The organism is Vibrio sp. Vb2960 (assembly GCF_033337665.1).
Classification (GTDB): domain Bacteria; phylum Pseudomonadota; class Gammaproteobacteria; order Enterobacterales; family Vibrionaceae; genus Vibrio; species Vibrio alginolyticus.
Map to the genome: position 1 here is coordinate 1 of NZ_JAWORD010000013.1, position 17,880 is coordinate 17,880.

The following is a 17,880-nucleotide window of genomic DNA, read 5'->3' on the forward strand; positions in this document are numbered from 1 at the left end:
TGGCGCTGGACTAAACAAAGGCCCCCTTTTAGGGGGCTCACACAAAGCCACCTTCTTTAGAAGGTGGTAATTTACTGTGATAGTTTGTCGTTTAATCGAATTGGTAACTTTCGGGTATGACGACAATACCTTTGTCTGAGATTTTAAATCGCTTCGCATCTTCAAGTTTGTTGATGCCAATTTGAGTATGTGGCGGAATACGAACATGTTTATCAACTATGCAGTTGACCAACTGACTTCCTTCACCGACTTCTACGTCATCAAAAATGATGGAATCGACTACCGTTGCACTATCTTGAATGCGTACATTAGAAGAAATAATGGAGTGCTGTACCGAGCCTCCGGAATTGATGACACCGGTAGCAATGATGGAGTTAATAAAAATACCTTCATTGCCTGTAGCAGAAGAAACGGTACGAGCTGGTGGAAACTGCGGCTCGTAAGTACGAATCGCCCAATTAGACTGATAAAGGTTCATTGGCGGCACAGGTTCTAGTAGATCCATATTCGCTTCATAGAAGGAATCAATGGTACCCACGTCGCGCCAATAGCAATCTTTATCGACGCGCCCTTTACTGCCACAGAATTGATAGGCGTAAACGGATTCGGTATCAATCAGCTTAGGTATGATGTCTTTTCCGAAGTCATGGCTTGATGAATCGAGTTTTGAGTCTTCTTCAAGCGCTTCTTTCAAAACATCCATATCAAAGATATATATTCCCATAGAAACGAGGCTTCTGGTCGTGCTTCCAGGAAGAGTAGGAGGGGTTTCAGGTTTCTCTATAAACGAAGTAACGAGCCCGTTTCCTGCGGTGCCCATTACACCGAATGCTGAAGCATCCTCTACGGGAACATCCATACAGGCAACGGTGAGCTTAGCACCTTTCTCTTTATGCTCTTCAAGCATTGCGGCGTAGTCCATTCTATAGATATGATCGCCGGATAACACAACCACATACTTTGCATCATTTCGCGATAGCAACCACATGTTGTGATAAATCGCATCGGCGGTTCCTTCATACCATGCACCACCTTTGCGCATTTGTGGTGGAACAGCAGTAATGTACTCGCCTAGCTCTGGATTGAATATCGACCAGCCGTCTCGTAAGTGTTTTTGAAGTGAATGAGATTTATATTGGGTTAAAACAAGGATCTTGCGTAAACCCGAATGTAAACAATTGGTTAGTGTGAAATCTATAATTCTATATTTTCCGCCAAAAGGTACGGCTGGCTTGGTTCTGTCATCGGTGAGTGGGCTGAGTCTAGACCCCATCCCTCCTGCTAAAATTACGGCGAGTGCGTCTTCCATAGTATTCCCTTTCCCTTTTCTGACATGCATCAAAACGGTGCTAACCTGAAGGAGGTGGTATGCAACGCAGAGGTTTTGAAAAGCATGTGCTAATGTGCTTATTAGTGAAAAGTCTACTACAAGAATCGAGCCATAGAATATCTCCTTAAAAATCAAGGAGGTTAAAATTTCACTGTAAGACAACTGCACCATATTAGTGAAGTGCTAAATAGCCCGTGCATCAAATTGGCGCAAAATTGTAGAAAGGAGAAGTCAACAAGTATGGATTTACAATGTAAAGTGGCGACAAAACAAGAAGATAAATAGGGTTTTCTAGCTTAATAACCATGGCTAAACAAGGCTTAGGGTTAGCGTTTTAACTCTAAAGGTCTAAAACAGGCGCGTTGATGTAAGGCAGGAGAGCTTTGTATCAACGATTCAAGAGTAGAAGGCCTGAGACAACTCTTTTCACAGTTGTTGAGAGTGAGTGGATAGGTAAGTAGACCACTCACTCAATGAAGATGTTCACTTCACTGATAGCGATACGTTATCACTGCACTAAGAGAGACCGACGATATTTCCTTCATCATCAAGATCTAAGTTCATAAATGCGGGTTTATCAGGTAAGCCTGGCATCGTCATCACGGTACCAGATAATGCATAAACGAACCCTGCGCCCGCACACAAGCGCAGCTCACGGATTGGGACGGTAAAACCAGTTGGTGCGCCTTTGACTGCGGAGTCTGTGGTTATCGATAGTGGTGTCTTCGCGATGCAAACCGCTAAGTTGTTAAAGCCTAATTGCTCAAAATGTTTGAGCTGTTCAGTCGCGATAGGAGTCATTTCTATATTGGTTGCTCCATAGCCCGCTTCACATACTGCCATGAGCTTTTCGAGTAATGATTGCTCTTTGTTGTATAACGGACAAAACTCTACAGGCGTGTTACACGCATCAATAACATGTTGAGCTAGTTCCGTTGCGCCTTGTCCGCCTTGCGAAAAAGCGGTGCTGATGGCTACTTTAACTTCGGGATTAAATTGGTGAATTAGATCTTCAAGAGCTTTAAGCTCTTTCACACAATCTTGTGGAAACTGGTTAATGGCAACGACAGCAGGTAAACCGTATTTATGAACGTTATTTATGTGCCATTTTAAATTTTCAAACCCAGCCTCCAATGCTGCTTGGTCCGGATTAAAAATGGAATCTGGAATAGCCATACCTGGCCGTAAATCGTAGTGTCCAGAATTCGCTTTGAGGCCGCGTAATGTTGCTACAATCACTACACAGTCTGGAGCTTTGTTGGCGGCAGCAGCTTTAATGTTACACGCTTTCTCAAATCCCATATCCGAACCAAAACCGGCTTCAGTTACCGTGTAACCTGATAGTTTTAGCGCAATATCGTCCGCGATAATGGATGAATTTCCATGGGCGATGTTTGCAAATGGACCTGCATGGATCAACGTAGGAACACCTTCTAGAGTTTGCATCAGTGTTGGTGCAATCGCCTCTTTTAGTGTTACTGCCATTGCTCCTGCAACTTGTAGATCTTCCGTAGTGACGGGGTTTCCGTTCAAATCGTACGCTACGACAACTTTCCCAATACGTTGACGTAAATCTTTTAAATCTTTGGCTAGTGCAATGATAGCCATTAACTCAGAAGCGGCTGAAATATCGAACCCTTCGTCACGCTCGAAACCATTGATGGTTTTTCCTGCATCATTGAGGCCAATTTTGACTTTACGTAGTGCACGATCATTATGGTCCATCACTCGTTTCCAAGTAATACTGGCCGTGTCGATTTTAAGTGCTCTTAACCCGGTGCGTGATTCAAAGGCATCATAACCCTCGCGTTGTTCATGGAACAAGCGAGCGTCAAGAGCGGCTGAAGCAAGGTTGTGCGCCGCTGTCACTGCGTGAATGTCACCAGTAAGGTGTAAGTTTAACTCTTCCATTGGAGCTACTTGAGAATAACCGCCGCCCGCAGCGCCACCTTTAATACCGAAGACGGGTCCCATCGAAGGTTGCCTTATACATGCAATAACAGATTGATTAAGCTTTGCTAAACCTTGCGCCAAGCCTATCGTCGTAACGGTTTTTCCTTCGCCAAGAGGAGTCGGCGTGATCGCAGTGACGAGTACAAGTTTACCGTCATCATTTGCTTTGAGTCGTTCCAAACATTTTGGGTGGACTTTGGCTTTGTGCTTTCCGTGAGTGTCATACTCTTCGGGTGATAGTCCTACTTTTTCCGCGATAACATCAATAGAAGAAAGTGGTGTGTTTCGGCAAATTTCGATATCTGACTGCATGGAGAATCCCCAAAGTGGCACACAGGTAGCGTTGAAAAACTAACTGAGTTATAACGAGTATTATTGTGAGGCAAAGGTCTGCTTGGTGATGGTACTGTTTCGGTTAGGCTTGTAAAGAGTTTACTGCTTCGTATTGTGCGACATACTAACAAAATCTACTCGTTACAGTGCTAGATAAAAACAAAAAGGCCACCAAATGGTGACCTTGATATATTTTCAGCTTTAAAGCTGTCGTTTTAACGATCCCAATAAGTCTCTTCTAAGCTATCTTCTCGTTCAGGAAGCGCTCGCGATAGGCGAGGAGAGTGCTGCGTCAACACTTCATAGCTTACTCGGTTTGCGTATTTACAGATCTGAGAAAGCGAGGAGTAGGTTAAGCATCGTACTTCGTGCTTTTCTGAGTTAGGCACTTCTTTTTGGTGGAAAGAGTTTGCTGCCATGTCATGCAGTAAGGCTGAAAGGGCTGCATCACCTGCACCATTAGTGTTCTTAATCTCTAATGGTCCACCAAGGTAAGGGCCGATGTGAGAGTAGACCTTCATTGGGTTTTGACAGTCTTCTTTACGCATCGCACGACTAAACTCGTACTGGTTAAAGGCTTCGAGGGAGCTTTCAAGGATGTCGTGTGTGGTTTCTCGTTTTACTTTCTCGTCGGTGTAACCAGCCATGTACAGACCATTTGGTCCTGCCGTACACAGTACGAGATCAACCCATTCAAGTGCTTTATCAGCAGCAGCTAGCGGCTCTGTTTCACCTGTTAGCGCCGCACCTTCTTCTTCATTCATCGCGACAACAGAAATGTTTTCGCGAATGTATTCTTGCCACCACTGTGCGTTACCTTCGATAACGTACTTTGTCCCTAACGTAAGTACAACAGGGACATCGTGCTTCTTAGCAAAGTCGATCGCTCTTTGTACCGCTTTAGGCATTGGATCTTCTTCTTTACCACGCATTAGGTAAGAAGAAACAACCAGGGCTGATGCTTTCTCAAAGATCTCTTCAGGAATGCTTTCCGGAAGTAGTTGATTCATATGACCTTCGTTGATAGCAAATGTACGCTCACCGTCTTGAGAAATTAGGGTGTAGCAGCGACCAATAGGGCCATCTACCGTTTGTAAATGGTTAAGGTTCATGCGTGAAGACGTACGGCAAAGGTAGCGATAAGCAAAAGAACCGACTTGAATGTTCTTAGACATCACACCGAGCAAAACGGATTTGCTATCGGCTAAAACTGAGTAGTTGTGAAGAGTATTGCCAATCGTGTCACCTGGGTATTGGTGTGTGATCAGGCCTTGCTCAACCAGTTCTTCGTAAAGTGCATCTGCTTTGCTTTCTTCAAGAACGAGCGAATGTCCTTTACTCAGGTTGTATTTCTCTAAAAACGCGTCATCTACACGTGCTTCGATATCTACAATGGTTTGACCGACACCAACAATAGTTGGGCGATATAGCTTAGGTGCCTGTCGGATTTGGTTTACTAATGGATCTCGAGCGTGAGTTGGGAAGTAGTGTTTAGATTTACGCTGACCAGGAAACTTCATGCTTGTTCTTGAGTGAGAAAAAAAAGAGGCGGGATTGTATCACAAAAAAATGAAAATCGTGGCGATTTATTACAAAGAAGTCTGCTCGCTGAAAAAATCAGCGAGCTGAGTAAATAGCAACCAAAGCAGCTGCAATTTATGACGCTTGTCGTATTGCAATGGGTTGTTTTTTAAACTTGTTGCTCAGCAGCGCCCGGAAAGAGCCAGCTCCGCGCTAACTAAATTTACCCGCGTTACTTTTTCACTTCAGTTGGCTCAACGTAAGCCTTGGTACCCCAAAGTGGGACTGTCGAAAGGCTATGCTTAAAACTACCATCGGTCTCTTTTGTTGTATAAGACAAGTAGAGTAAGGTTTGGTTATCGGCATCATAAATACGGCGAACCTTCATTGTTTTGAAGAAAATGCTTTTTGACTTCTTAAATACAATTTCACCGGACTTACTCTTATCTATTTTTGCAATCATTTCCGGTGTGATTTCGCCAGTCTGACGACATGATATTGAGCTATCACTTGGATCTGCTAAGCTGAAATCCGCTTCGATAGAGGCGATGTGACATGTGACACCTGTTACCACCTCGTCTTTCAACTCACCGACTTTGATGTCTTTCAAAGTAAACCAACCGAGCCCCACGTCAGCAACATCGTTATCTGAACAACCAACTAGAGTAGTAGCAAGCAATGCACTTAACAGCATCTTTTTCATTATTTTTGTCCTTAACTAGGAAAGATATTGATGAAATCTATCAGAGGTTTGCACCTAAAACAAAATTTAGCCACGGAAAGGTCTATGTGCGCTAGGTTTGTTGCGGGCTTCATGCTAATGTACTGCTCTAAACGAAGGTATCAAGATGAATGAACAACAGTTAGCCAGTATCGAGCGTAAAAATACATGGCTGTATGATCTGGTCGAAGTTGAATTTCCGACACCAGAGAGTTTGAAAGGGCGCGATGTCTATTTCAAAACGCTAGAAAAAGCAACGTATCAAGTAGTCGACAAAGACACACTACTGGAAAGTGACTCTGAATTTAACCCCGACGATATTTTTCTGGTCGATTTTCATCGACTGACCATTATGTTCTCTATCTTGCAATCTCAGCGCTGGGAACAGCAGTATGATAAAGATATGATCATTGAATATCTGACACAGATTATCCTCACGCCAGATTTTGAATTATATGTTGGTTTTAAATCTGGAGTCCCAATTGGTGCTGCTATTGTTAGCCATCTCGAAGGAAATACACTCATCTCTGATGTTGCTGTTTCTGAATCAAAATACAAAAGCTCGTTTGTGGCTGATCTGGCTAAAAGACTAAGCACCGAGCAAAAACTGTTAGACTCAGTGGTTATCGAAAACTAACTTACACATCAATGTGCATAAAAAGTAAAGCAAGATGACGTTGGGTGATCTTGCTTAGAAAAACTGTAATTGCTCCCTTCTATTTCCATGAAATGCCAAGCTCGTCGTTTCAACAATCCCAAACTCAAATAAGATTAATCCAAACATTCTTAAAATCGCTTGGGCTTGAGCCTTTAAGACGTCTGGAGATGGCTATGGCAATTACCAATATTAAGTGCGTGATATTTGACTGTGATGGTACGTTGGTCGACAGCGAAAGACTGTGTTGCCAAGCGCTCGTCAATGTATTTAACCAGCATGGGGCTGAGTTAACGATGGAAGAGTGCGTTTCTCACTTTAAAGGAGGAAAGCTCGCTGACATCCTTTTAGATACTAAAGAATTGAAAGATATCAAAGTCCCAATTGATGTTTTAGAGCCGCAATACCGAGAAGAAGTCCAGTCTCTTTTTGTGCGTCACTTACAGCCGATGGATGGCGCAAAACGATTAATTCAGTTTTTGGATTCGCATAATATCGAATATTGTGTGGCGTCTAATGGACCTAAAGATAAAATTGAATACGCTTTGGAGTTAACCGGTTTACTCGATGCTTTCCGAGGGAAAGTGTTCTCGGCATTCGATGCGAATAGTTGGAAGCCTGAGCCCGATTTAATCATGTACAGTGCTATGAGCATGGGCTTTTTACCAAGTGACTGTCTTTATATTGATGACACTCCTAAAGGAGTTGAGGCGGGACTAAACGCCGGTATCAAAACGGTGCAGTTATTTAATGGTGAAGCTATCAATCGTGTTGATGACGAGCGTGTAATTCGCATCCATCATTTAGATGAATTAAAAGAGCAGCTGTGTGGCTGCTCTGTTTGACCTATTAATGGCAAACCGGACTTAAGCTGTGGATGTGCTTAAGTTTAGACTGTAGGTAAGGCGTTTGATGTAGACATTGGATAGATGAGAAGTTTTTTGTATGAAATCCGCAAGCAGCGCATGTGAATTTCTCGCCATCCGATGAAATGAGATATTCATCTCCTTGGCAGAGTGGGCAATTCAGGTTCTCTATGTCTTTTGTGTCTTTGTAATTATTCATATTGTTTTCCAGCAGCAAATTGGAATTGGCAAGATCAAGCATAGCGGAACGCTTTGTTTAAGAACATTATTTCATCCGGTACAGCGAGAACTTGAGATTCACTTCAAATATCCACTTGGATGTCGTAGAAAATATCGAAGGTAATAGTTGAACACGGTCTAAAGAAAAGGGCTCCTTAAGGAGCCCTTGTTGATCATAAGCCTCACAACGTTATGCGGTGCGGTAGCGTTGTAATATCTCACCAAGAGAAACGGAGGCTTGCGTGAGATTAGCGACGCCAGCGGTAGATTGCTCCGCCACTTCTCTGATTGTGCTTGATTGACTGCGAATTTCTGAAAGTTCCGATGCAATATCGTTAGCCACTGCGCTTTGTTCTTCAGCAGATGTGGAAATCTGAATGCTCATGTCCATTAATGAGCGTGCTGACTCGGCAATAGAGGTAACATCATGGCCGATTTCATCAATAAGCTGGCTGCTGGTTTGAGCTTGCTGAACGGTTCGGTTGGTGATTGAAGCAATGTTCTGACTCTCTATTTGAAGCTTCTCAATCATGGCTTGGATCTCTACTGTTGCCTGTTGAGTTCTGCTTGCTAATGTACGTACTTCATCGGCAACCACTGCAAATCCACGACCTTGTTCACCAGCACGGGCTGCTTCGATTGCTGCGTTTAGTGCCAACAGATTAGTTTGTTCTGAAATGGCGTTAATCGTTGTGATCACGTCATTAATCTGCGTCGTATTCTCGTTTAAATTGGTTACTGACGTAGAGGCTTGTTCAATATAGCTAGATAACGTCTCTATCTCGCCAATCACGTTTTGTACACGGCTTCTGCTTAGTTCGATCTTCTGGGCATCTTGGTCTGACTGCGTCGTTGCTTGTTGAGAAATACTTGATACCTCCTTTGCAGAGGCTGTCATTTCTTCCATTGCCGTCGCGACTGAATCAAGCGTTTGATATTGATGAGATATCTGGGTTTCACTCAACTGCATATCTTTTTCGAATGCAGAAGATGTCTCGCTCAACATCGTTGCATTATTTTTAACACTATTAACCAGTTCACTTAAGGTATCCATAGACTTGTCTAGCGCACAGCCGATGGTACCGAATTCATCTCGACCAGGGTGAAAACCAAGACGAGAGGTTAAGTCACCGTCACCAATTTTTTCGGTTGTTGTATATAAAACCCACAGAGCTCCTCCGATAAACGTTGCCACCCAGTAAGAGAATAGGGCAAAAGGAATAACCCATAAGAAGCTGAGTAATAGTGACGATAGAGCTGATGATTTTACCGATTCGTATTGTGTGGACACATTTTGAGTCAGCTTAATCACTTCTCCAGAATGCAACTTGGCATAAGCGGTGACAGACCCATCGACAAAAGAACTCTCGCTTACGCGGTTCGATTTCGATACGCCGTCAATTTCTGTAGCGCGGTTTGATTGAGCATCAACGATACCAGAAAGCTTCGCTTCGCTCGCCGAGATGGCTTGCTGCTCAAATTGTTGTATTTCATTGAAGTAGCGGCTTCCAGCCACTGAAGTGAGGGCTACTAAAAACAGTAGGAATATAACCCACATTTTGTCGTTGATAGACATCTTGATAAACAGCCTGTCTATCGTTCTAAACTCAACTTCTCTCATTTAAAGCTCCATTAGAGATAAAAGATATTGACCAAATCTATTGCTATATCGAAACAAAATATGCGAAGTTAATCAGCAAAATATGTAACGAATACTAAATTTAGTTTAAGAAATGAGATCTAAGGACGCCTATAACAGTATGTTATATCTTTAAATTGACATGAATGTTGATAAAAGAGTCATTTCTCTAAAGTGTTAAGCGGATATGAAATCTAATTGCAATCGTTTACTTTTGATTATGCTCATAGGTTTTTAAATCTTTACTTCTCGCTGTCATGAATGTGTCATATAAAGACTATAAAAAGGAGTTGCTGATGTGGATATGGCAAGAGCCAGGCCGTCAGCAAGTAAAAGCAAGAGAGCTTAAAATAAAGGAGGTCACAATGAGCGACCAATACCAAAACGATGAGAGCCTAGAGCTGCTAGATGCGCTTGAAATTGGCATTATCTTGTCGGAATACGTTGGCTCAGACAACGAAGCCGAATAGCGGAACACTCTCATCTCGTCGTAATTGACGTTATACTAGGTTCATGTCACACCAAGCCCTAGAGGCCAAAACTGGCGTCGAATGAACTTTCTAGCCCACCTGCATATCGCAGATCACAGTAACAGCCATTTATTGGGAAACTTGCTTGGAGACTTCGTAAAAGGAGATCCAAGCAAGCTGTATGATCGCGATATCTCAAATGGTATCAGATTACATAGATTTGTTGACCGTATTACTGACCATCATCCAATCGTCAACGAATGTAAGCCTCATTTCACTGGTATTGCGAGACGTTTTGCACCTATCGCTTTGGATATGTTTTGGGATCATTGCCTCGCAAAACACTGGAACGACTTTCATTCCGTGCCTCTCGAACACTTTGTCCAAACGGCATACGAGCGAGTAAACCGAGAGGTTCATGAACATTTGCCGCCACGTTTTTTGGTGCTCCACAGCAGAATGTGGCATGGCCGATGGCTTCAATCCTATCAAGATCTAGACAATATAGAATTTGCACTACATCGGATGTCGCAAAGAAGCCCTAGAATGGCAGACTTAACCACAACATTTAAAGTGATTGAAAGTGATTACACCGAATTAGAAGAGAAGTTCTCGTCACTTTATCGAGATGTTTTGCGCCAGTCGTATGACTTTCAGCAACAGCTTAATGACTCAACTCAATGAGATAGAAAAGTAGTATGGCTTTAGGGGCTCTGGTAAACTCTGCGCTCCAAAAATAATGAGGTTACACATGTCTGTTAATTTTGCTGATTTAGGCATCGAACAAAAGCTAATCGAGACGCTAGGCAATCTAAATATCGTGACGCCAACACCAGTGCAAGAAAAGTCAATTCCACACGTCCTTGCAGGAAAAAACTTACTTGCTGCTGCACAAACTGGTACGGGAAAAACGGCTGCGTTTGGTTTACCTATCATACAAACCGTTCAGCAAAAGAAACTTAACGGCACACCTCAAGCATTGATTTTGGTTCCAACACGCGAGCTTGCACAGCAGGTATTTGATAATTTGAATCAGTACTCGGCAGAAACAGAACTTCGCATTGTGTGTGTTTATGGTGGTACAAGCATTGGCGTACAAAAGAGAAAGTTAGAAGAGGGCGCTGATATTTTGATTGCCACGCCAGGCCGCCTTTTGGATCACCTGTTTAATGGTAACGTAAACATCTCTAAAACCGGTATGCTCGTGTTAGACGAAGCCGACCGTATGTTAGATATGGGATTTTGGCCTGACTTGCAGCGCATCTTCCGACGTTTGCCTGCTGAGAAACAGATCCTATTGTTCTCTGCGACATTTGAGAAGCGAATCAAAACTATTGCGTATAAACTCATGGAATCGCCAGTTGAAGTCGAAGTTTCACCAGCAAACACGACTGCTGAAACGGTAACACAAATGGTTTATCCAGTGGATAAAAAACGGAAACGTGAACTGCTAGCGTACTTAATTGGCTCGCGGAATTGGCAGCAAGTGCTTGTATTTACAAAAACGAAGCAAGGCAGTGATGAGTTAGCGAAAGAGCTCAAGTTAGATGGCATCAAAGCGGTTTCTATCAACGGTGATAAATCACAGGGTGCCCGCCAAAGAGCTTTGGATGAATTTAAACAAGGTAAGGTACGTGCTTTGATTGCAACCGATGTGGCAGCACGAGGGTTAGATATTCAAGAGCTAGAACAAGTCGTGAACTTTGATATGCCATTCAAAGCAGAAGATTATGTCCATCGAATTGGCCGCACTGGAAGAGCAGGAAAGTCAGGTTTGGCGGTTTCTCTGATGAGTAGAGATGAGGAGTACTTGTTGCAAGCTATCGAGAACCTGCTTGATCAACGCTTACCCCAAGAATGGCTGGCAGGTTTCGAACCAAGTCTTGTAGAAGAAGTTGAGCCTGAACAAAATGGGGGTGGGCGCCGTCGTAGTCGTTCATCAGAGAAGCGTAAGCTAAAAGCAAAATTGGCGATTCATAAGAATCGTGGTAAATCACGTAGCTCTCGCTAAACCGCGCAAACTTTTGTTCTTACATAATCAGGCTGTTTTTGCCTCTTCATAGACGTCTAACGTTTGGGGGATAGCAAGTAGGTACCCTTGATACATATCGAAACCGAGCTTTTTCATTAAGCGAAGTTGATGCTCGGTTTCAATTCCTTCGATAACGGTTTTAGAGCATAACGCTTTTGCGAGTGATAATGCATCGTTAAGCGCTTTAAAATCACCGTTTTCATACCTTAGCAATAAAGAGCGATCCATCTTGATTATATCTGGGCAAACGCTTCTCACTCGCTCAGTTGTCGATGCATTGACGCCATAATCGTCAATCGCTAATTTAAATCCTTCAAGACTTAACTCCCGAGCAGCTTGAGACAAAGAGAGTTCATCCTCCACCTTCAATTCAAGTAACTCCATGACGATTTGTTCATTCATCAAATGCGATTCATAAATGGTTTGTTTTAGCAGTCGGTTATAAGTGATGTCTTTGACTAGTATCTCTGCCGCTACCGGTAATACATTGAGAAACAATTGTTTTGTGTGAAAGCGAGACTGAGAGAAATTTTTGATATGGATTAGGCGACTTAAGCGTTCAACATTGAGCAAATCTTGAGTGGGATTCGCTTTGGATTGGAAAAACTGATCTGGCCTAACCATGGTGCCATTGGCATTGCTAATTCTTACCAGTGCTTCAAGGCCAACGATGGAAATATCGTTCTTATATATGGGTTGAAAGACACTGCGGAGAGTGAAGTTCGCGTATTTCGCAATATACTGCCCGTCGGCTTCTTTCCGGATGCAACTAAGTAGTTGCGAGATGTTCATCATTGTTACCACAACCTAAATCAATGTCTCAACATCAGCGTTATCGCGCTAATTTTTCTATTTCATTGGCAATGAATCTAAGTGTGCTCATTAACTCAAGCAAGAACGATGGTAATGGATGGGTAGTTTTGTCGAGTGATATCAAACAAATTGATGAAATAATTGATAATCTCAGCACTTCAATTTGATGCTACCATTGCAGTACGGCATACAACTGCAAATATTTTCTGACTAACTGCTGTTTGTTCGAACGCCGTAAAGGATGCCCAAACTTAATGTAACAAGGGCTAATACCGAATCGAGTGTCCAACGATTGCGTGAGTTGCGACTCGCTGGTGTACAGTGTGATTCCTTGTTCTGTGTATTCGTTGATCTGATCGGGTAGTTCCCCCATCCACCAATGAAGCAATTCTCGGCTCGTTTTGCTGCGACTTATCCAATGATCACAAACCAAAAAGAGTAGGTCATTAGGCTGTAAGGCATAGCCATATTCACTCTGCCATTCCGTAATTGATGAGAGTAAGTTTTCCCGGCAAGATTTTCCGGCACTGACCATATGGTGACTCAGAACCCAGACAGTGCCGATGTCGGATGAAATTCGATAGTGATGGGGAAGGTCTGGAGAATCCAACACTTCGATTGGCTTTATCACGCAGTTGTATCCAAAGTGACGAAAAGTATGTTCCATCCTTCTTGAAAACGCGAGACCAAGATGATGCTCACTCATGCCTTGGTTATGCACCGCAGGGTAATGCTTTTCACACAGCTTAAGACAGTCGTCTTGAAAATCATTAACACTTTGAATAACTAGGTCGAGTAGCAAAGAATATCCCTTAATAATTACAAAACGAACTGCAAAAGGTTAGCATAGTCTTTTGAGAATAGACTAATTTACTTCGGCAACTTCTTGATCTAAACACCAAATTTCTCACAAATGACCGTGTCTAATCTTTAATAGAACAACACGAAAGAAGCAGAAGTTGAACAAAAATTTGAAAGGGAAAAAATGATAAAGCTAGAACGCGCACAAAAAGAGGCGTTGGCCACCGCCATTCAAGATTACATGCAAGACGAGCTAGATGTTGAAATTGGCCAGTTCGATAGTGAGTTTCTAATTGATTTTATTACAGAAAAACTAGGGCCAATTTATTATAACAAGGGTGTTGAAGATGCTAAGTTACTGGTTGAACGCAGAATGTTAGAAGTTTCCGAAGAGCTGTATGAGATAGAACAAGAAATTAAGCTGTAAGTTTCAGTTTTACAAACGATTTAAAGTTCCTTCAAAAAATTCGAACAACTTGATAGATACGGTACCATTGGCTGGATGTAAATGATGGTAAATAATCTGTTTCATATGACGTAAATAGGTTAATGTAGTGTTTCTTGCTCAGCATTAACTTAGGAATATATCTAGGAACTTGAGATGGATACACTGGTAAAGAATTACAACCTTACTGCACGCGTGATGCATTGGTTATCAGCGCTGTGCATTATTGGTCTATTTGCAGTGGGTTTGTGGATGGTCGACCTTAGCTATTACAGCGAATGGTATCGAACTGCGCCGCATTACCATCGCTCTGTCGGTATTTTACTCGCTATTTTAACTTTGGCACGCATCGTATGGAAACATGTGACGGCGTCACCAAAGGTAGAAGGCGAACGTTACGAAGTGCTTGCTGCTAAAGCAGCGCATGGTGTCATGTACCTACTATTGGTCACCATCTTTGTTTCAGGTTACCTCATTTCAACGTCTGATGGACGCGGCATCGAAGTGTTTAATTGGTTCACCGTGCCAGGAGCGGGAGAGTTATTCCCAGGCCAATCAGATATTGCAGGTGAGATTCACTTCTATGCAGCTTGGGCAGTCATCCTGATTGCAGGTTTACATGCTATTGCTGCACTAAAACACCACTTTATCGATAAAGACAACACATTAAGAAAAATGTTAGGAGCTTCAAAATGAAAAAGTCACTTTTCGCTACAGGATTAGCTATCGCTATGGCACTGCCATTTGGTGCGCAAGCTGCAGATTATGTCATCGATACCAAAGGTGCTCACGCTTCAATCAACTTTAAAGTTAGCCACTTGGGTTACAGTTTCATCAAAGGTCGTTTCAATACATTTTCTGGTGACTTTTCTTTTGATGAAAACAACATTGCTGACTCAAAAGTAAATGTTGTTGTTGATACAACCAGCCTAGATTCAAACCATGCTGAACGTGACAAACACATTCGTAGTGGTGACTTCATCGATGCTGGTAAATACAGTGAAGCAACCTTTACGAGCACAAAAGTGGTTGATAAAGGCAATGGCAAACTAGATGTAACTGGTGATCTAACGCTACACGGTGTTACTAAGCCTATTACTATAGAGGCTGAATTCGTTGGTGCTGGCAGTGACCCATGGGGTGGCGAGCGCGCTGGCTTTGTTGGCAACACTCGCCTAGAGCTTGCTGACTTTGACATCCCAGTAATGGGTGCTTCAAGCTACGTCGATATGGAACTTCATATCGAAGGTATTAAGAAGTAATCAGTTCCTTTTAGATACACTAAAAGCGCTCTTCACTTGAAGAGCGCTTTTTTATTATCTTAATCACATCACTAACATCGATAAACCCGTCAGTGATAGCGATTGAAAGCCAATAGACGTTGTAAATGTTTAGCGAATTACGCTGTTTCTAACTCGCTTTTTTCCACTAGGTTTAAACGCTCACCAAAAATCGGGCGTAGTGCTTTTAATACTTCAGTACGAGTAACCACCCCGACCATCTGCCCATTTTCAAGCACAGGAAGCACTTGTGGCTTACTTACTTTGATACTTTTAGCGCGTTCTTCGAGAGACAAAGACGTCAAGCGAGTGGCAATACCCATACTGCTCGCTGGGTACAACTGCTCTTTATCGATACATAGGAACTCCACAACATCAACGAGGCGATCATCAGCGTCAATTGCGACCACATCTCTGCTCATGATGTCGACAACTTTTTGTTCTTTCACCGGAATATAGTCTTCACACCATAGTTCTACCATTACATCGTGAGCAGAGAAAAAGCCAACTAGGCGATCATGTACATCGACCACAGGTGCGCTCGTTACGTGATTATCAAGTAACACATCCAGAGCGGCTGCAATTGGCGTTTCTGCACGAATGGTGACTGGTTTTGGGTTCATAATGTCTTTAACAAAAGAGGCATTTTTCATGGTGAAATCCTTAACTGACGACAGTGTTGTAGTTGTAGTGATAGAAGAAATATTCGCTGCTTTTAGTTCTGGTCGGCGAAAAATACACCAGTTTGAAAGGCCAACTAATACAGCTCCGCCGACGATGTTGCCAAGCGTGACAGGAATTAAGTTAGCGGTAATAAAGTGGCTAATGTTTAGGTCTGCGTATTGTGACGCAGGCACACCGACAGATGCCCAAAAAGATTCAGGTGCAAAATTAGCGATAACAATACCAAGTGGAACCATAAACATGTTCGCAACACAGTGCTCAAAACCGCTGCTGACAAACATTGCCACAGGCAAAATTGTCATTGCTGCTTTTGTCATTGCATTTGCAGAACTAAATGTCAGCCAAATCGCTAGGCAGACCAACAGGTTACAGAGAATACCGAGTGCAAACGCTTGAATAAGAGTGTGGTGAAGTTTGTGTTGTGCGATGTTAAGCGCATTTAATCCCCATTGACCGCCATCCATCTGATAAAGACCAGCAGCAGTAACCAGCGCAAGTAGGAACATCGCACCAATAAAGTTACCAACGTAAACTTTGCCCCAGATCGAAAGCATCTTACCGAACGAGATTTGCTTATTGGCCCAAGAAATACTGGATAGGACGGAGCTGGTAAATAATTCACCACCGCAGATCACGATGAGGATCAATCCCATGCTAAATGCGAGTCCACCAGCTAGGCGGCTCAAGCCCCAACCAGCGCCCGTACTGCCGGTGGTCACCGTGATGTAAAACAAGAATGCTAACCCGATGAACGCGCCGGCCATAATGGCGAGGCTTAATGTCATACTGCTGGTTTTGTTTGCCTTACTTAACGCAAATTTTTCCGCTTCAACCATCATCTCTTTTGGAGAAAAATACTGGTGATTTTGAGAACTGGTCACCGCCATATTGACTCCTTAATTTGTAATCGCATAAAAAATCCTTGGTTATTAACTCAAAAATGAAATTGTTGTTTTTATTAAGAGCCTCAATGACTTCGGTTTCAAAACCATTGAGGCTTGCGGTGTTCCCGAACCGCGTACTCAGAATAGGGAGAACGGTTAGTAAGGTAAAATTGATAATATTTAGAAACCTCATCAAATTAATTGATAACTTTACGGGGCTAGGTAAAATGAACTCTATTGCTTATTGGGGCATGCTTTAACAATTGTGGGGATTGGGAAATACCCACTAATAATGGAGGACACTTTGCGCTACTCACTTAAGCAATTAGCGGTTTTCGACGCAGTTGCAGATACCGGCAGTGTAAGCCAAGCCGCAGAAAAATTGGCTTTAACACAATCAGCGACGAGTATGTCGCTTGCGCAATTAGAGAAGATGCTTGGCAGGCCGTTGTTTGAGAGGCAAGGCAAGCAAATGGCGTTAACCCATTGGGGGATGTGGTTACGACCAAAAGCAAAACGCTTGCTACAAGATGCATTGCAGATTGAAATGGGCTTCTATGAGCAACATTTATTGAGTGGTGAGATTCGTATGGGAGCGAGTCAAACCCCAGCAGAGCACTTAGTTCCCGACCTTATCAGTATCATTGATAATGACTTTCCAGAAATGCGTATTTCCCTCGGTGTACAAAGTACAAAAGGGGTGATTGATGGGGTATTAGATTACAAGTATGACTTAGGGATTATTGAAGGGCGCTGTGATGATAACCGTTTACACCAAGAAGTATGGTGTCGTGATCATCTTACTGTTGTCGCAGCTTCTCATCATCCTTTTGCGCGTAATCAGTCTGTTAGCCTTGCGCAGTTAGAGCAAGCGAAGTGGGTACTAAGAGAGCATGGCTCTGGCACACGAAAAACATTTGATAGTTCCATTCACCACCTTATTGAAGATTTGGATGTGTGGCGCGAGTATGAACACGTTCCGGTGTTACGTAGTTTAGTTGCTAATGGTCAGTACCTTACTTGCTTACCGTATTTAGATGTAGAGCGATATATAGAAGCAGGTCATCTTGTGGCATTAAATGTACCTGAGTTAAAAATGGAAAGGACGCTTTCATTTATATGGCGCTCAGATATGGCAGAAAACCCATTAGTCGACTGCATTAAAAGAGAGGGGCTGCGAATGATGAAAGGGAAGCCTTCAGTTCTTTAAAGGTTGATTAAACATGCCTACGAG

The 17,880-nt window shown here is 42.8% G+C and carries 17 protein-coding genes; 9 read left to right on the forward strand and 8 right to left on the reverse strand.

Features of this window, described 5'->3' with window-relative positions:
- Window positions 1-91: 91 nt before the first annotated feature.
- The 4 genes from glgC to R7O03_RS12580 form a co-directional block, all read right to left on the reverse strand.
- Entirely contained in the window at window positions 92-1,309 is a 1,218-nt protein-coding gene (gene glgC, locus R7O03_RS12565) for a glucose-1-phosphate adenylyltransferase (protein ID WP_239938383.1), read from the reverse strand.
- Window positions 1,310-1,846: 537 nt separating this feature from the next.
- Window positions 1,847-3,595 carry a formate--tetrahydrofolate ligase gene (locus tag R7O03_RS12570; protein ID WP_318131735.1) on the reverse strand — a complete coding sequence of 583 codons (1,749 nt, stop codon included), beginning with the start codon at window positions 3,593-3,595 and terminating at the stop codon, window positions 1,847-1,849.
- Window positions 3,596-3,831: 236 nt separating this feature from the next.
- Window positions 3,832-5,136: an inosine/guanosine kinase gene (locus R7O03_RS12575; protein ID WP_005376376.1), complete on the reverse strand. Its 1,305-nt coding sequence runs from the start codon at window positions 5,134-5,136 to the stop codon at window positions 3,832-3,834.
- Window positions 5,137-5,369: 233 nt separating this feature from the next.
- Window positions 5,370-5,840 carry a CreA family protein gene (locus R7O03_RS12580; RefSeq protein WP_005397614.1) on the reverse strand — a complete coding sequence of 157 codons (471 nt, stop codon included), beginning with the start codon at window positions 5,838-5,840 and terminating at the stop codon, window positions 5,370-5,372.
- Window positions 5,841-5,985: 145 nt separating this feature from the next.
- On the opposite strand from R7O03_RS12580, the gene R7O03_RS12585 reads away from it, so the two are divergent.
- A complete protein-coding gene (locus R7O03_RS12585) occupies window positions 5,986-6,495 on the forward strand; it encodes a hypothetical protein (RefSeq protein ID WP_005376378.1) in 510 nt (169 codons plus the stop codon).
- 194 nt (window positions 6,496-6,689) lie between these two features.
- Window positions 6,690-7,358, forward strand: a complete 669-nt coding sequence (locus R7O03_RS12590; protein WP_047103569.1) for an HAD-IA family hydrolase — start codon at window positions 6,690-6,692, stop codon at window positions 7,356-7,358.
- Window positions 7,359-7,788: 430 nt separating this feature from the next.
- On the opposite strand, the gene R7O03_RS12595 is transcribed toward R7O03_RS12590, so the two are convergent.
- Window positions 7,789-9,219 carry a methyl-accepting chemotaxis protein gene (locus R7O03_RS12595; protein ID WP_025767793.1) on the reverse strand — a complete coding sequence of 477 codons (1,431 nt, stop codon included), beginning with the start codon at window positions 9,217-9,219 and terminating at the stop codon, window positions 7,789-7,791.
- Between the two features lie 314 nt (window positions 9,220-9,533).
- On the opposite strand from R7O03_RS12595, the gene R7O03_RS12600 reads away from it, so the two are divergent.
- The 3 genes from R7O03_RS12600 to R7O03_RS12610 all read left to right on the forward strand — a co-directional run bounded on the left by R7O03_RS12600 (window position 9,534) and on the right by R7O03_RS12610 (window position 11,718).
- Window positions 9,534-9,707 (forward strand): hypothetical protein, encoded by a 174-nt coding sequence (locus R7O03_RS12600; RefSeq protein ID WP_017820948.1) that lies wholly within the window; start codon window positions 9,534-9,536, stop codon window positions 9,705-9,707.
- 81 nt (window positions 9,708-9,788) lie between these two features.
- Window positions 9,789-10,391, forward strand: coding sequence for an ACP phosphodiesterase (locus tag R7O03_RS12605; protein WP_085569047.1), 603 nt, complete (start codon window positions 9,789-9,791; stop codon window positions 10,389-10,391).
- A 67-nt stretch (window positions 10,392-10,458) separates the two neighbouring features.
- Window positions 10,459-11,718, forward strand: a complete 1,260-nt coding sequence (locus R7O03_RS12610) for a DEAD/DEAH box helicase (protein ID WP_005376383.1) — start codon at window positions 10,459-10,461, stop codon at window positions 11,716-11,718.
- Window positions 11,719-11,745: 27 nt separating this feature from the next.
- On the opposite strand, the gene R7O03_RS12615 is transcribed toward R7O03_RS12610, so the two are convergent.
- Window positions 11,746-12,534: an EAL domain-containing protein gene (locus tag R7O03_RS12615; RefSeq protein ID WP_318131736.1), complete on the reverse strand. Its 789-nt coding sequence runs from the start codon at window positions 12,532-12,534 to the stop codon at window positions 11,746-11,748.
- Window positions 12,535-12,721: 187 nt separating this feature from the next.
- A complete protein-coding gene (locus R7O03_RS12620) occupies window positions 12,722-13,354 on the reverse strand; it encodes a hypothetical protein (RefSeq protein WP_005376385.1) in 633 nt (210 codons plus the stop codon).
- A gap of 183 nt (window positions 13,355-13,537) precedes the next feature.
- Between R7O03_RS12620 and R7O03_RS12625 the strand changes: the two genes are divergently transcribed.
- From R7O03_RS12625 to R7O03_RS12635, 3 genes are all read left to right on the forward strand, one after another.
- Entirely contained in the window at window positions 13,538-13,780 is a 243-nt protein-coding gene (locus tag R7O03_RS12625) for a DUF2164 domain-containing protein (protein ID WP_042520836.1), read from the forward strand.
- Window positions 13,781-13,954: 174 nt separating this feature from the next.
- Window positions 13,955-14,494 carry a cytochrome b gene (locus R7O03_RS12630; RefSeq protein WP_318131737.1) on the forward strand — a complete coding sequence of 180 codons (540 nt, stop codon included), beginning with the start codon at window positions 13,955-13,957 and terminating at the stop codon, window positions 14,492-14,494.
- Complete coding sequence (locus R7O03_RS12635) at window positions 14,491-15,060, forward strand: YceI family protein (protein ID WP_017634178.1); 570 nt, start codon at window positions 14,491-14,493, stop codon at window positions 15,058-15,060. The genes R7O03_RS12630 and R7O03_RS12635 overlap by 4 nt, the downstream gene beginning before the upstream one ends.
- Window positions 15,061-15,197: 137 nt before the next feature.
- Here the strand turns inward: R7O03_RS12635 and focA are convergent, their stop codons facing one another.
- Window positions 15,198-16,649, reverse strand: coding sequence for a formate transporter FocA (focA, locus tag R7O03_RS12640; RefSeq protein WP_318131738.1), 1,452 nt, complete (start codon window positions 16,647-16,649; stop codon window positions 15,198-15,200).
- A 301-nt stretch (window positions 16,650-16,950) separates the two neighbouring features.
- On the opposite strand from focA, the gene R7O03_RS12645 reads away from it, so the two are divergent.
- A complete protein-coding gene (locus R7O03_RS12645) occupies window positions 16,951-17,856 on the forward strand; it encodes a LysR substrate-binding domain-containing protein (RefSeq protein WP_005376369.1) in 906 nt (301 codons plus the stop codon).
- The last annotated feature ends 24 nt before the right edge of the window (window positions 17,857-17,880 follow it).